This window comes from Pengzhenrongella phosphoraccumulans, from assembly GCF_045689905.1.
GTDB classification, from domain to species: domain Bacteria; phylum Actinomycetota; class Actinomycetes; order Actinomycetales; family Cellulomonadaceae; genus Pengzhenrongella; species Pengzhenrongella phosphoraccumulans.
The window spans coordinates 1,286,637-1,300,559 of sequence record NZ_CP144210.1 but is presented as its reverse complement, the minus strand read 5'-3'; the positions used below and the strand labels follow the sequence as shown (position 1 = coordinate 1,300,559).

Genomic DNA, 13,923 nt, shown 5'->3' with positions numbered 1-13,923 from the left:
CGCCGATGAACCCGCCCGTGACATGGACACAGAACCCGCCGACGCCGTCGTCCGAGCTGATCACCGGCATCGCCGAGCTGACTACCCAGGACGACGACGACCGCCCCGACGGCGGCCCACGCCGCACTGACGCCGCACTCGTGGTCGAGGCGGGCCGGATCACGTGGATCGGACCGGCCTCCCGGGCGCCCGAGGCAGACCGCCGCACCGATGTCGGCGGCCGGGCCGTGCTGCCCGGGTGGGTCGACACCCACACGCACCTGCTGTTCGCCGGCGACCGGTCGCCCGAGTTCGAGGCCCGGATGGCGGGCCGACGGTACGAGGCGGGCGGCATCCTCGCCACCGTGCGTCCGACCCGTGCGGCGACCGAGCCAGAGCTGTTCGCGTCGGCGTCGGCCCTGCGGCGCGAGGCGCAGGCGCAGGGCACGACGTTCCTCGAGACGAAGACGGGCTACGGCCTCGACGTGGCCGCCGAGACGCGGTCGGCACGGGTCGCGGCGCAGGTGGCCGACGTCGTGACGTTCCTCGGCGCGCACGTGGTCCCGCCCGGGGTCGACCGGCGCGACTACCTCGACCTCGTGACCGGCCCGATGCTCGCGGCAGTGCGCCCGTACGCCCACTTCATCGACGTGTTCTGCGAGCAGGGGGCGTTCGACGTCGACGAGGCGCGCGAGGTGCTCCTTGCCGGTCGCGCCGCCGGGCTCGGGCTGCGCGTGCACGGCAACCAGCTGGGGTTCGGCGGCGGGGTGCGCCTGGCGGTCGAGCTGGGTGCGGCGAGCGTCGACCACTGCAACCACCTCACCCCCGCCGATGTCGACGCGCTGGCGTCGTCGGCCACCGTGGCGACGCTGCTGCCGGCGTGCGACTTGTCCACGCGCGAGCCGTTCGCGCCCGCGCGGGCCCTGCTGGACGCCGGGGTGAGCATCGCGCTCGCGACGAACTGCAACCCGGGCACGTCGTACACGACCTCGATGCCGTTCTGCGTGGCGACGGCGGTGCTGCAGATGGGTCTCACCGTCGCCGAGGCGGTCTGGGCGGCCACGCGGGGTGGGGCCAGGGCCGTGGGGCGCGAGCACGGCCCGGACGCCGTCGGCTCGTTGCGGGTAGGCGGTCGTGCCGACCTCCAGGTGCTGGCTGCGCCGTCGATCGCACACCTGGCCTACCGGCCGGGGGTGGCGCTGACGGCCGCCGTCTGGCAGGGGGGTCGGCGGATCGACCGAGAACCGCTGCGGATCTGAGCCTGGATTGCTACCGTTTCGGCCCACATGGCAGTCGTCGGGGGACGGCGATGGGCAACGGGGAGTCATAGATGACGCATCACCGCGCGGTGGACCGGTCCGGTCAGTTCGCGTTCGACAAGACCACGATCGAGCAGTACCTCGCCTACGGGTTCGTCCCCGACCCGCTGGACCCCGAGCCCCTCGGGCTCCTTCGGGAGTGGTCCCGAGAGCCTCGGCGCGGAGCGTGGGAGGTCACGGAGCAGGCGTTGCTGCGCGAGGGCGCGCGGGCGATGCGGGCCGCCGTCGCCCACTGCGCCGCGCGGCAGACGGGATCGGGCGACCAGATCGTCTTCCTGAGCGGCGGGCTGGACTCCCGGATGATCCTCGCCGCGCTGCTCGAGACGTTCGACCGCTCGCAGATCGTCGCGGCGACCTTCGGCCAGCCGGGCGAGCAGGACTTCGACTACGCCGCGGTGGTCGCCGCCGCAGCGGGTGTCCGGCACGAGCGGCTGGAGTCGTCGAGCGTGGACTGGTCCACGCAGGGGCTCGTCGACTCGATCCTGGCGCGCCAGGTGCCCCTGCCGTTCCCGTTCGGGCAGCGCTACCTCAGCTACCTCCTGCACGAGCGGATCGGCCGCGAGCACGTGTTCTGGGACGGCCTGTGCGGGGACGCGACCGGCGGGTTCCGTTCACCCAAAGAGGGCGAGACCTGGGAGTGGGCCGACGCGGTCACGGAGTTCCAGGCATTCCACCTGCGGCGTGGCTGGGGTCGGATCGTGTCCGCGGACTTCCTCCCCGCGTCCGGGATGCCACCCGAACCGTTCTGTTCGGACCAGTTGATGGCGTACCCCGACCAGCTGGTCTTCGGCGTGCGCCAGCGGTCGTACACCGCGACCCGGATCCTGCGCGACTACACGATCCGCACGCCGTTCGTCGCCCAGCCGTGGTTGGACTTCATGCTCGGCGTGCCGGAGCGGTACCGCAACGACCAGTACCTCTACCAGGAGATCCAGAAGTACGCCTACCCGCGGCTCTTCTCGCTCCCCACGACCACCTACGGCGGCGGCGCGGTCCTCGAGTCCCGGGTGACCCGGGCGACCCGCAACCTGCGCCGACGCGCGCTGAGCAGAGCCGCGCGGATCGGGCTGCCGGTGCGCAGCGCCACGGCGCCCGAGAGCGGCGCCAACGCCGCGATCCGGGCGGGTTATCACCAATCGGGTCCGACCCAGGATCTCGCGCGGCGCAACCTCCTCGACCTGGCCGCCCGGGGCGTCGTCGACTGGATCGACCCCTGCGAATTCATCCCGGGCCGGCCCGGGGTCGCGGCGCAGGACGAGCCGCGCGAGTCCGACATCACCCGGCTGCTCGGCCTGGAGCTCAACCTCAAGGCGATCGATCAGCTCGCCGCTGCGGACGACGGGCTTGAGCAGTCGTCCGCGACGGATCGCGATCCCGAGCGAGTCTGAGCCGTGGGCCCACGAACCGGGCGGGTGAATCGGGCCGGTCCAGGTCGGTTCGAACTACCCGATATGTGACGATCGTGCGATGACCGCTCCCGCCGATGCGACGCCTGAGGGCGCAGTGCCTGAGGGTGCCGTGCCTGACGGCGTCGTGCCCGACGGCGTCGTGCCCGAGGGCGACCTGCTCGACGGCGCCGTGCCCGACGGCGACCTGCCCGCTCAGTCCCCGGGCGGCGCGCGTGCGCGGCGGCGTCGTCGTCGCCGGTGGCGCAACGTGGCGCTCGCCGTCGTGCTGCTCGTCGTGATCGCCACCGGGTGGCTCGTGTTCCGCGGCTGGCAGGCGGCCACCGCACTGGTGCACGCCGAGGGGATCGTCCAAGACGTCCGGACGAGCCTGGCCGACGTCGACACCCAGGCCATCGCGGGCCGGCTGCCCGAGCTGACGGCCGACGCGGCGAAGGCGCACACCGCGACCGCCGACCCCGTCTGGTGGGCCGCCTCCCACCTGCCGTTCGTCGGCGCGAACTTCGCCGCCGTCGCGACGATCTCGGCCGCCCTCGACGACGTCGCCCGGGTCGCGGAACCCACCCTCGCCGGGATCGACACCATCGGTGCGGCGCAGGGCCTGCGCGGCACGGACGGCCGGATCGACCTCGCCCCGCTCGCGGACGCCGCGCCTGCGCTCGAGAAGGCGGCGGCCACGGTGGCCGACGCCGACGCCGCCGTCGCCCAGATCGACTCCGAGCGGTTGCTCGGTCCGCTCGTCGGGCCGGTCGAGAAGGTCCAGGACGGGCTCACGGAGGTGTCGGACCTGCTCGGTAGCGCCGCCCGCTTCTCCGCGCTGCTGCCCCCGATGCTCGGGCTCGATGGTCCGCGCACCTACCTCTTGCTGTCCCTCAACAGCGCCGAGCTGCGCAGCGCGGGCGGGATCGTCGGCGCGGTGGCCGTGCTGCACGCCGACAACGGGTCGCTCGACCTCATCGACCAGCGCACGACCGCCGACTTCCCGAAGCTTGCGGACCCCGTGCTGCCCCTGACCGAGGACGAGCTCACCGTCTACACCGACCAGCTCGGGCGCCGGCTGGCCAACAGCTCGATGACGCCGGACTTCCCGCGCACGGCCGAGCTCGCGACCCAGTTCTGGCGCGACAGCACCGGCCAGGAGGTCGACGGCGTGATCGCCACGGACGCGGTCTCGGTGGCCAACCTGCTCAAGGCGACCGGCCCGGTCGTCGAGCCCGGGGGGCTACGCCTGTCGTCCAAGAACTTCCTCGACGAGCTGCTCCACAAGTCCTACGTGCGGCTGCCCGACCCGGACAAGGCGGATGCGTTCTACACCGGCGTCGCGGCGACGATCTTCCGTGCCGTCGGCGCGGGGCAGGGTGAGGCCCGCAAGGTCGTCGAGGAGCTCGGCAAGGCGAGCGGAAAGCACCGGCTCCGGGTCTGGTCCGCACATCCCGAGGAGCAGGCGCAGCTGGCCCGGACGTCCGCGGGCGGTGCGTTCCTGTCGGGGGGCGCCGACGATGCCGCTGGGGTGTTCCTCAACGACGGCACCGCCGGCAAGGTCGACTACTTCCTCACCACCGACGTCGTGGTCGAGAAGGTGCGCTGCGATGCCGCCTCGACGACCGCGACCGTGCGGCTCGACCTGGCCTACGACCCGCCGTCGGACATTGCCGACTACCCGAAGTACGTCACCGGGTACAGCGGTTCGAACCTGCCCGCCGGGTGGGTGGCGACCAACGTCACGGCCTACGCGCCGGTCGGCGGGCAGATCGTCTCGGCCCGGCTGGACGACGGCGTCATCGGCGGGCTCACCGCGTCCGAGGCCGGCCGAGCCGTGGAGGTTCTCACGTCCAAGCTGGCGCCGGGCGGGCGGGCCACGTACCGCTTCGAGCTCCGGAGCCTGAGGGCGGTCTCCGAGCTGCCGGTCTGGCTCACGCCTACTCTGACAAGCCCGGGGCTGGTCACCGCAGTCTGCCGGTAGTGGCTGAATTCACCCACGCAATAAGGCCAAAAGGGGACAGACCCGCTAGTCTCTTGGTACTGAGATGCCCGATTCGGGGCGTACGTGCACCGAGGAGTGACCATGCGGCACTTGGCCCGATCCCTGGCAGCGTTGGCTATCGGCGCTGCGTCCGTGCTGGCTTTCGGCTTGCCCGCCTCAGCCCAGGACCCCGCGTGTGACCAGCAGGACACGGGGTATGGCGCGAGCAGCGTGTGCGTGGTTCGGGTCGCGAAGGCTGACCCGATCTGCCCGGCCGACTCGCTGCAGCTGCAGTACGTGGTCACAGCCGAGGGCACCCCGGCCACCACCGTCGACCTGCGCTGGATCAACCCGGGGGGTTCCGACGTCGTCCAGACCGGCCTGCCCTTCACCGGCACGGTGAACTGGCCCGCGTCGATCCCGAAGAAGGCCACCGCCGTCGAGTTCGTCGTCGGTACGGATGTGGTTGTCAATGTCGACCCGACCGCGGCACTCGCGACCTGCGCCTCGGGGAGCAAGGTCCTCGCGGTGAGCAACCCGACGTCGGGTTCTCGCGTGCTCGCACTGACGGGCTCGGACGTCGCACCGTACGTCGCCGTCGCCGGTGGCCTGCTGTTCGCCGGAACCGCGCTGATCCTGGTCCGCGCGGCACGCTCCCGCCGTGCGGTGCAGTAGCAGCACCGCACCAGTCGCAGCACCCGCTCCGTAGTCAGTGGCCCGCCGGTCAGCCGGTGGGCCACTGCCATGTCCGGCGACTGCCGTCGGTGGACCGGCGGCTCGTGACCAGCTCGTGAGCGAGGTTGCCGGGTCAGGTGCGCGCGGCAGGGGCGGCGCGTTGCACGCTGCGCAGGCCGAGTGCGACGGCGGCCGCGCCGACCGCAAGAAGCACCGGAACCAGCAGGAACGCCGTGTGCGAACCGAACTCGTCGGCGAGCGCCCCGAGCAGGAACGGTGCGACGCCCACCGCGACCCCGGCACCGAGCGTCGAGCGCGCCTGAGCCTTGTCGGGTCGCCCGTCGGAGGCTCGCAGCACCAGCGCGATCGAGAGCGGGTACTGCGCGCCGTAGCCGAACCCGGCGACCACGAGCCCGATGAGCGCGGGCACGGTGGCCGTTGCGCTCCAGAGGATCGCCCAGCCGAGTGCGGCGATGGCGAATGCGACCAGCAGGAGCTTCTCCGGGGCGCGGTGCATCGACATCGGGCCCACGACGAACCGCGAGGTGCTCATGCCGACGAGCAGTCCGGCGAGCGCGCCGGTGGCGATGCCCGGTCCGGCCCCGGTGCGGTTGATGAGCAGGTCGGCCGCCCAGAACGTCGTCGCGTTCTCAACCGCGACCGCGATGAGCAGCCCGACCCAGAAGCACCAGAACGTCCGGGAGAAGCCGCGGGGTGCGGGCGCGGGCCCGGTGGCCAGGGTGTGGTGAACCCCGACGTCGTGCGGATCTGCGATCTCGGCGGGCACGCGCGACGAGCCGAGCGCCCCGTGCCCCGGCAGGGACCCCATGAGGACCGCGGCCACCGCGGCGAGCAGGATCGTGACGGCGACCGCCGGGCGCCAGCCCCAGCCGATCGCGACGCACGCCCCGACAGCCAGCGGGGCCAGGAGCCCGAACAGCGAGCCGACGCCGTTCGCCTCCACGACGGCGGCCGCACTGGCCTCCCGGTGATGGACCGAGAGTGCGGGCTGCGCGGCCGAGATCACCAGGGTCCCGCCCATCGCCGTCACCCCGGCGCCGATCAGCGTCACGGTCAGCGTGGTGCCGATGACCAGGGTCGCGACACCCGTCACGAGCACCGCGACCGCGATGAGCAGCGTGCCGCGTCGTCCGAACCGGTCCACCAGGCGCGCGCTGAAGAACGCCGAGGCCAGCGTGCCGACCGCCATCGCGGTCCCGTGCAGGCCGGCCTGGGCCTTGGTGATCCCCTGCTCCTCGGCGAGCAGCGGGATGCTGGGGGAGAAGCTGTACAGCAGCCATCCCCACGCGACGAAGTGCGCGTACAGCGCGATCGTGACGCGGTCCCGGCGAAACTTGATCGGTGCGATCGGCACGATCGGGAGCCCTGGCTCGGGCACGTCGGCGTCGGGGACGTGGGCGTCGGGCATTGCGGCGGCGGAGACGGTCGGATCAGCCAAGACGGTCGACCACGTGGTCGACGCACGCCGTCAGCGCACGGACGTCGTCGGGCTCGATCGCGGGGAACAGGGCGACGCGCAGCTGGTTGCGGCCGAGCTTGCGGTAGGGGTCGACGTCGACGATCCCGTTCGCCCGCAGCACGGCGGCGACCGCCTTGGCGTCGATGGCCGGGTCCAGGTCGACCGTGCCGACCACGTTCGACCGGGCGGCGGGGTCGGTCACGAACGGCGTGGCCCAGTCGCGGGCCTCGGCCCAGTCGTACAGGTACGCGGCGGAGGCCGCGGTCCGAGCGGCCGTCCAGGCCAGCCCGCCGTGGTCCAGCATCCACGTGAGCTGCTCGGCGAGCAGCACCAGCGTGGCGATCGCGGGGGTGTTGAGGGTCTGGTCCTGCCGCGAGTTCGCGATCGCGGTGCGCAACGAGAGGAACTCCGGCACCCAACGGCCGCTCGACTCGAGCTCGGCCGAGCGCGCGACGGCGTCGGGCGAGAGCAGCGCGAGCCACAGGCCGCCGTCGGACGCGAAGCATTTCTGCGGGGCGAAGTAGTAGGCATCCGTCTCCGCGATGTCCACGGCGAGCCCACCGGCGGCCGACGTCGCGTCCACGAGCGTCAGCGCACCCTGCTCCCGGGATCCCGCCACCCGGCGCACGGGGGCCATGACCCCGGTGGACGTCTCGTTGTGCGGCCAGGCGTAGACGTCGACGTCGTCCTCGAGCTCGGGTCGCGCGAGCTGGCCGGCCGGTGCCGTCCGCAGGGTGGGCTCGGCGAGGAACGGGGCGCGGGACGTGGCGGTCGCGAACTTCGCGCCGAACTCGCCGAACGTGGTGTGCTGCGCGCGCTCGCGGACCAGGCAGAGCGTGGCCAGGTCCCAGAACGCCGTCGACCCGCCGTTGCCCAGCACGACCTCGTAGCCGTCGGGGAGACTGAACAGGTCACCGAGGCCCTCGCGGATGCGTCCGACGAGGCTGCGGACGGGGGTCTGGCGGTGGGAGGTGCCCAGCAGCGAGCCGCCGACCGCGGCCAGAGCGGCGACCTGCTCGGCGCGGATCTTGCTCGGACCGCAGCCGAACCTCCCGTCGTCCGGCAGCAGCCCCGCAGGGATCGCGATGGCGGGGGGCGTGTTACCAGTCGGCTCGGGCACCTCGCGAGCCTAACCTCGCGTGCGGCGCGGACCACCATGACCGGCCTCCGGGCCGCGCAAACCCCCTGGTGGGCACCCCCGACGACACCCCGGAACACCCCGTAGCCTGGGGCCAGAGCGTGATCAACCCGAGAGGCCTTCCGTGAGCGACCTGATCGACACCACCGAGATGTACCTGCGGACCATCTTCGAGCTGTCCGAAGAGGGCATCGTGCCGCTGCGCGCCCGGATCGCCGAGCGGCTGGGGCACTCGGGCCCGACCGTCTCGCAGACCGTGGCGCGGATGGAGCGCGACGGTCTCGTCATCGTCACGGGGGACCGGCATCTCGAGCTGACCCAGGCCGGGCTGCTCAAGGCGACGCGCGTCATGCGCAAGCACCGCCTCGCCGAGCGCCTGCTGACGGACGTCATCGGCCTGGACTGGGAGTTCGTGCACGACGAGGCCTGCCGCTGGGAGCACGTGATGAGCGACCGGGTTGAACGGCGCCTGCTCGAGCTCCTCGACCACCCCCGGCACTCGCCGTACGGCAACCCGATCCCGGGGCTCGCCGAGCTCGGCGACCAGGCCGCACCGGAGGGTTTCCTCGACGGCGTCGTCGCGCTCGCCCAGATCGCGCCGCTCGACGGCGGCACGATCCAGGCCGTGGTCGCGCGGCTCGGGGAGCCCGTCCAGACCGACCCCGAGCTCCTCAGCCGCCTTGCCGAGGCGGGGGTCACCCCCGGCGCGGAGATCAGCGTCGGCAGCGGCCGCGGGGTCGTGACGGTCCGCACCGCCGGCAAGGACCACTACCTCGATCTGCCGGAAGAGATCTCGCGGCACATCTTCGTCAAGGCCTGATCAAACCCACCCGGTGTGACTTTCGTCACCGTAACCGAAACGTGACATTGGGTGGGCCTGTCCGGTACGTTCAACTTGCTCCTCGGAACCCTCATCCGCAGGAGCCCTCGAGCGGATCGCCTAATCCTGCCGCCGCACGGGGTTCCGTACGACTTCGCCGGCAGGGGCGGGGGACCCAAGTTCGTGGACACCGGTGACGGTGACCTTGGGGTGAAGCTGGGCGGACGTCGGTAACGACGCCCAATCAGCCGGGTGAACTCTTCCTACCCGAACCCGACAGCTGACCTCGTAGGCGTTCGGAGAGGCATCACGTGACTGTGAGCATCGCCCGGCACCGCTCTGCGCGCCGACCTGTGACACCACTGAGTGACTTCGCTACCGCCGCAACCGGATCGATGGCCGTCGTCGGCCGCCGCTCGGCTGTCGTTGCTGCCGCTGCCGGACTGGTCGTCTCGACCTTCGGCGCGCCGGCCACCGCGGCGACGTCCGCCGAGAACGCCTCGTCGGTCCCGGCCGTCGACACCTCGGCACTGACCGCCTCGGCGCGTGCCGCTCTCGAGACCGCCCCGGTCGTCACCGTCGCCGCCGACGCCTCCTGGACGCTCGACGTCCCGGCCGTCACGGTCGTCGTCGACGCTCCCAAGCCCAAGCCCGTCACCCGTACCGCTGCGGCAGCGTCTCGCTCGGCCGCTCGGACCGCTGTGCCGGCCGCCGCGAACAGCCCCGTCCCGCAGTCGGTCTCCGGCAACGCGGTCCTCGAGGTCGCGGCCCGTTACGTCGGCGTCCCGTACCGGTCGGGCGGCAAGACCCCCGAGGGCTTCGACTGCTCCGGCTTCACCGCCTACGTGTACGGCCAGCTCGGCATCTCGATGACGTCGCAGTCGTCCGCCCAGCGCAACGTCGGCACCGTGGTCTCCCGCGCGGACGCCCTCCCCGGTGACCTGATCTGGAGCCCCGGCCACGTCGCCATCTACGCCGGCGGCAACACGCAGATCGACGCGCCGAAGCCCGGCGGCTCCGTCCAGTTCCGCGCCATCTGGCAGTCCAACCCGGTGTTCATCCGGGTCAGCTGACCGATCCCCCAACGTTCGGCCCCGGTAGCGCGTCAGGCGCCGCCGGGGCCGTCGCGCGTTCGGGGTAGGGGGCGCGAGCCCCGCCCATCGCCGCGGCCGGGACCTTCCAGAGACGGCCCCGGCTGGTGGCGACGCGGTGTGCGGTTACGATTGTCGCGCTTGTACCTCCACAGCGGGCCGAGTCAGCCAGACGGGCCCGACAACCTGGTCCTGGAGCTCATCGTGCTGATGCCCGTGGCGCCCCCCCGACGGACGTTGCTGCTCAACGCGAGCCTGGAACCCCTCTGCGTGGTGAGCGTCCATCGCGCCGTCGTGCTCGTGCTGACCGGCAAGGCGATGGTTTTGGAGACGGACGGCCGACTGCTGCACTCGGAGCGGTCCGCGGTGCCGGTGCCCCTCGTGATGTGCCTCGTGCGGTACGTGCACGTCCCGCACCGCCGCACGGTTCCGCCGACCCGGCGCACGGTGCTGCAGCGCGACGACCACCGCTGCGCGTACTGCGGGGGCACAGCGGACACCGTGGACCATGTCCAGCCCCGGTCGCGCGGGGGCCGGCACGAGTGGACCAACGTCGTGGCGGCGTGCGCCCGGTGCAACCATCGCAAGGCTGACCGGCTGCTCGCGGAGCTCGGGTGGCAGCTCGAGTTCAGCCCGCACGCCCCGCGGGGGGTGGCGGCGCTGTTCGCTGCGACAGTTCGGACGGATCCGTCCTGGTCTGCCTACCTGGTGGCCTGAGCAGCCCCGCACCGACGGGAATGTATCGGCAAAGGTTTTGGCACGCCCAGCCCTTCCCGCAGGGTATTTTCGAGGGACACTAGAGCAAAGATGCTCTGGGAGTCTCGGGAGGAACAGCCATGACGCGCGACAACGTGGTTCTGGTCGGGGTGGATGGCTCCGCGGCCAGTCTGCACGCGCTCGACTGGGCGGCCGCCGAGGCCGTCACTCACGGGTTCACTCTCAAGCTGGTGTGCGCCTACTCGCTCCCGTCGTTCACCGCAGCCTCCCTCGACGGCGGCTACGCAGCCCTCGACGACACAGCGATCCAGGAGGGCGCCAAGGTCGTGCTCGCCGAGGCCCAGGCGCGCGCCGACTCGCTCGGGGTGGCGGCGACGTCGTGCCTGGCGACCGGGGATGCGACCGGGGTGCTGGTCGACATGTCCCGCACGGCGCGCCTGGTCGTGCTGGGGACGCGGGGTGGGGGCGGGTTCGCCGACCGCCTGCTCGGCACCGTCTCGTCCGCGCTCCCGGCGCACGCCTTCTGCCCCACCGTCGTCGTGCCCACCCGCCCGCCGGCGCGTGCGAACGACGTCGAACAGGCACCGATCGCCCCGGTGCGCCGCATCGTCGTGGGGGTCGACGGCTCACCCGCCTCGGACCTGGCCCTGCGGCAGGCGATCCGGGAGGCGAAGGCCTGGGGCGCCGAGCTGACGGCGGTCGCCGGTGTGCCGCTGGGTTCCGGCACGGGAGCGCTCGCGTGGCTGCCCGCCGCGATCGACCACGAGGCGGTCCTGGCCGACGTCGCCGAGGGGCTCAACGTCGTCGTGGACCGGGCCCTGGTCGACCTGCCGGGGGTGCAGGTCAAGCGGCACGCGCTCGACGGCACGGGGGCCGCGCTGCTCACGGAGTTCTCCACGGCGACCGACCTCATCGTGGTCGGCTCGCGCGGGCGCGGCGGCTTCACCGGCCTGCTCCTGGGCTCGACGAGCCAGGCGGTCCTGCACCACTCGGCCGCCCCGGTGATGGTGGTCACCGCCCGAAGCACGGAAGGCCCGCCCACCCCTCCCGGCACAAGAATCCGAGGAATCGGCGACCTCTACCGCTAACCGCCACCCCACCCACCCACTTACTTACCTACCTCACCGCACCTCACCGGGCCCACCGCGACCCGCGAACTCGGAGGTTTGCCTCGAACTAGGACACCGTGGTGTCCGAGTTCGAGGCAAACCTCCGAGTTCGGCAGCTGGTTTTGGGCGGGGGAGGGGGTTAGTGGAGGGCGTCCGTGAGTTGGTCCAGGGCCCAGTCGAGGTCGTCGGCGCTGATCATCAGGGGCGGGGCGAGTCGGATCGTCGAGCCGTGCGTGTCCTTCGCTAGCACCCGCCGCGCCAGCAACCGCTCGCACAGCTCGCGCCCGGTCCCGCGCGCGGGGTCGAGGTCGATGCCGGCCCACAGCCCGACGCCGCGCCGCGCCGCGAGCGAGCCGTCGGCCACGAGCGCATCCAGCCGGGCCTGCAGGTGGGCGCCGAGCTCCCGCGCGCGCGCCTGGTACTCGCCGGTCTCGAGCAGGTCGACGACCGCGATCCCGACCGCGCACGCGAGCGGGTTGCCGCCGAACGTCGAGCCGTGCGACCCGGGCGTGAGCACGCCGAGCACGTCGGCGCGGCCCACGACCGCGGACACCGGCAGGATGCCGCCGCCGAGCGCCTTGCCCAGGGTGATGAGGTCGGGTCGGACCCCGACCAGCTCGCACGCGAGCGTCGTGCCCGTGCGGCCGAGCCCGGACTGGATCTCGTCCGCGATCAGGAGCACGTTGGCGGCGTCGCACGCGGCGCGGACGGCCGGCAGGTAGCCGACGGGCGGCACGATGACGCCGGACTCGCCCTGGATGGGCTCGAGCAGCACCGCGACGGTGTCCTCGTCGATCGCGGCGATCAACGCCGCGGCGTCGCCGTACGGCACGACCGTGAAGCCCGGGGTGTACGGGCCGAACCCGCGGCGGGCGTCGTCGTCGGTGGAGAACGAGATGATCGTCGTGGTGCGGCCGTGGAAGTTGCCATCCGCGACGATGATCGTGCCGCGGTCGGCCGGGACGCCCTTAACCTCGTGGCCCCACCGGCGGGCGGTCTTGACGGCGGTCTCGACCGCCTCCGCGCCGGTGTTCATCGGCAGCATCATCTCGGTGCCGGTCAGGGCTGTCAGCTTGGTCGCGAACGTCTCGAGCAGGTCGTTGTCGAACGCGCGCGAGGTCAGCGTGAGCGTGTCGAGCTGGGCATGCGCGACGGCGGTCAGCCCCGGGTGCCGGTGACCGAAGTTCAGCGCCGAGTAGCCCGCGAGCAGGTCGAGGTGGCGCGTGCCGGCGGCGTCGCGCACCCAGGCGCCCTCGCCGGACGCGATGGTGATCGGCAGCGGGTGGTAGTTGTGTGCGAGGTGGCCCCCAGCGCCCACGGCGCCGGTGGGCGCCTCCAGGGCGGCGGTCATCGGGACACCCCGATCAGGTCGGTGACGGCGGCTTTTCGGACCTCGAGCGTGCAGCACTTCGCCCCACCGCCACCCTTGAGCAGCTCGCTGGTGTCCACGGCGATCGGCACGTACCCGCGCGCTCGCAGCGCGGCGGCGAGATCGACGGCGTCGGGCGCGATGATCACGTTCAGGCCGTCGCTCACCGCGTTGAGGCCGAGCGCCGCGGCGTCGGCGGCGGTGGCCAGGATCGCGTCCGGGAACATCGACTCGAGCACCGCGCGGGACCCGGGCGAGAACGCCGCCGGGTAGTAGGCGATCTGCGGGTCCGGCGAGTCGCTGGACAGCACCGCCAGGGCGGTGTCCAGGTGGTAGAAGTGCGGGTCCACCAGCTCGAGGGAGATCACCGGCCGGCCGACGAGCTCCTGGAGCTCGGCGTGCGAGGCGCGGTCCGTGCGGAAGCCCCAGCCGGCCAGGATGACGTCGCCGATGACGAGCAGGTCGCCTTCGCCCTCGTTGACCGAGAGCGCGGTGTGCGTGAGGTAGCCCTGGTCCGCGAACCACTTCTGGTACGCCGGGCCCTCGGGTGCGCGCTCGGCGTAGTGGAACTTCGCGGAGTACACGACCCCGTCCACGACGGTCGCGCCGTTCGCCGCGTAGACCATGTCGGGCAGGCCCTCGAGCGGCGGGATCGTCTGCACCGTGTGCCCGAGGCCGAGGTAGGTGTCGCGCAGGACGTTCCACTGCGCAACGGCGAGGTCCCGGTCGGTGTGCCGCGTGACGTCCATCCACGGGTTGATCTCGTAGCTGACGGTGTAGTGCGTCGGCTCGCACATCAGGTAGTGACGTGGGCTTGCGACCGGCATGGTTCCTCCTGGGCTGGGGTGCTCGCGTGG

At 72.4% G+C, this 13,923-nt stretch carries 12 protein-coding genes and 1 riboswitch; of the genes, 8 read left to right on the top strand and 4 right to left on the bottom strand.

Features of this window, described 5'->3' with window-relative positions:
* Positions 1-5: 5 nt before the first annotated feature.
* The 4 genes from hutI (at position 6) to VTA80_RS06000 (ending at position 5,342) form a co-directional block, all read left to right on the top strand.
* On the top strand, positions 6-1,238 hold the full coding sequence (gene hutI / locus VTA80_RS06015) for an imidazolonepropionase (RefSeq protein WP_407344486.1): 1,233 nt from the start codon (positions 6-8) through the stop codon (positions 1,236-1,238).
* A 71-nt stretch (positions 1,239-1,309) separates the two neighbouring features.
* Positions 1,310-2,686 (top strand): asparagine synthase-related protein, encoded by a 1,377-nt coding sequence (locus VTA80_RS06010; protein ID WP_407344485.1) that lies wholly within the window; start codon positions 1,310-1,312, stop codon positions 2,684-2,686.
* 79 nt (positions 2,687-2,765) lie between these two features.
* Positions 2,766-4,667, top strand: a complete 1,902-nt coding sequence (locus VTA80_RS06005) for a DUF4012 domain-containing protein (protein ID WP_407344484.1) — start codon at positions 2,766-2,768, stop codon at positions 4,665-4,667.
* 102 nt (positions 4,668-4,769) lie between these two features.
* Entirely contained in the window at positions 4,770-5,342 is a 573-nt protein-coding gene (locus tag VTA80_RS06000; protein WP_407344483.1) for a hypothetical protein, read from the top strand.
* Positions 5,343-5,475: 133 nt separating this feature from the next.
* Here VTA80_RS06000 and VTA80_RS05995 read toward each other — a convergent pair whose 3' ends face one another.
* Together VTA80_RS05995 and serC are read right to left on the bottom strand one after the other, a co-directional pair.
* On the bottom strand, positions 5,476-6,801 hold the full coding sequence (locus tag VTA80_RS05995; RefSeq protein ID WP_407344482.1) for an MFS transporter: 1,326 nt from the start codon (positions 6,799-6,801) through the stop codon (positions 5,476-5,478).
* Positions 6,794-7,942, bottom strand: a complete 1,149-nt coding sequence (gene serC / locus VTA80_RS05990; protein ID WP_407344481.1) for a phosphoserine transaminase — start codon at positions 7,940-7,942, stop codon at positions 6,794-6,796. The genes VTA80_RS05995 and serC overlap by 8 nt, the downstream gene beginning before the upstream one ends.
* 142 nt (positions 7,943-8,084) lie before the next feature.
* Between serC and VTA80_RS05985 the strand changes: the two genes are divergently transcribed.
* The 4 genes from VTA80_RS05985 (at position 8,085) to VTA80_RS05970 (ending at position 11,676) form a co-directional block, all read left to right on the top strand.
* Positions 8,085-8,780: a metal-dependent transcriptional regulator gene (locus tag VTA80_RS05985; RefSeq protein ID WP_407344480.1), complete on the top strand. Its 696-nt coding sequence runs from the start codon at positions 8,085-8,087 to the stop codon at positions 8,778-8,780.
* A gap of 107 nt (positions 8,781-8,887) precedes the next feature.
* A riboswitch (cyclic di-AMP (ydaO/yuaA leader) is annotated at positions 8,888-9,089 on the top strand.
* A gap of 86 nt (positions 9,090-9,175) precedes the next feature.
* Positions 9,176-9,853 (top strand): C40 family peptidase, encoded by a 678-nt coding sequence (locus VTA80_RS05980; RefSeq protein ID WP_407344479.1) that lies wholly within the window; start codon positions 9,176-9,178, stop codon positions 9,851-9,853.
* 228 nt (positions 9,854-10,081) lie between these two features.
* Positions 10,082-10,588: an HNH endonuclease gene (locus VTA80_RS05975; RefSeq protein ID WP_407345704.1), complete on the top strand. Its 507-nt coding sequence runs from the start codon at positions 10,082-10,084 to the stop codon at positions 10,586-10,588.
* Positions 10,589-10,707: 119 nt separating this feature from the next.
* On the top strand, positions 10,708-11,676 hold the full coding sequence (locus tag VTA80_RS05970) for a universal stress protein (RefSeq protein ID WP_407344478.1): 969 nt from the start codon (positions 10,708-10,710) through the stop codon (positions 11,674-11,676).
* 160 nt (positions 11,677-11,836) lie between these two features.
* On the opposite strand, the gene rocD is transcribed toward VTA80_RS05970, so the two are convergent.
* Both rocD and ddaH read right to left on the bottom strand, forming a co-directional pair.
* Entirely contained in the window at positions 11,837-13,048 is a 1,212-nt protein-coding gene (gene rocD / locus VTA80_RS05965) for an ornithine--oxo-acid transaminase (RefSeq protein ID WP_407344477.1), read from the bottom strand.
* Positions 13,045-13,893, bottom strand: a complete 849-nt coding sequence (gene ddaH / locus VTA80_RS05960) for a dimethylargininase (RefSeq protein ID WP_407344476.1) — start codon at positions 13,891-13,893, stop codon at positions 13,045-13,047. Before ddaH ends, rocD begins: the two co-directional genes overlap by 4 nt.
* Positions 13,894-13,923 lie beyond the last annotated feature (30 nt).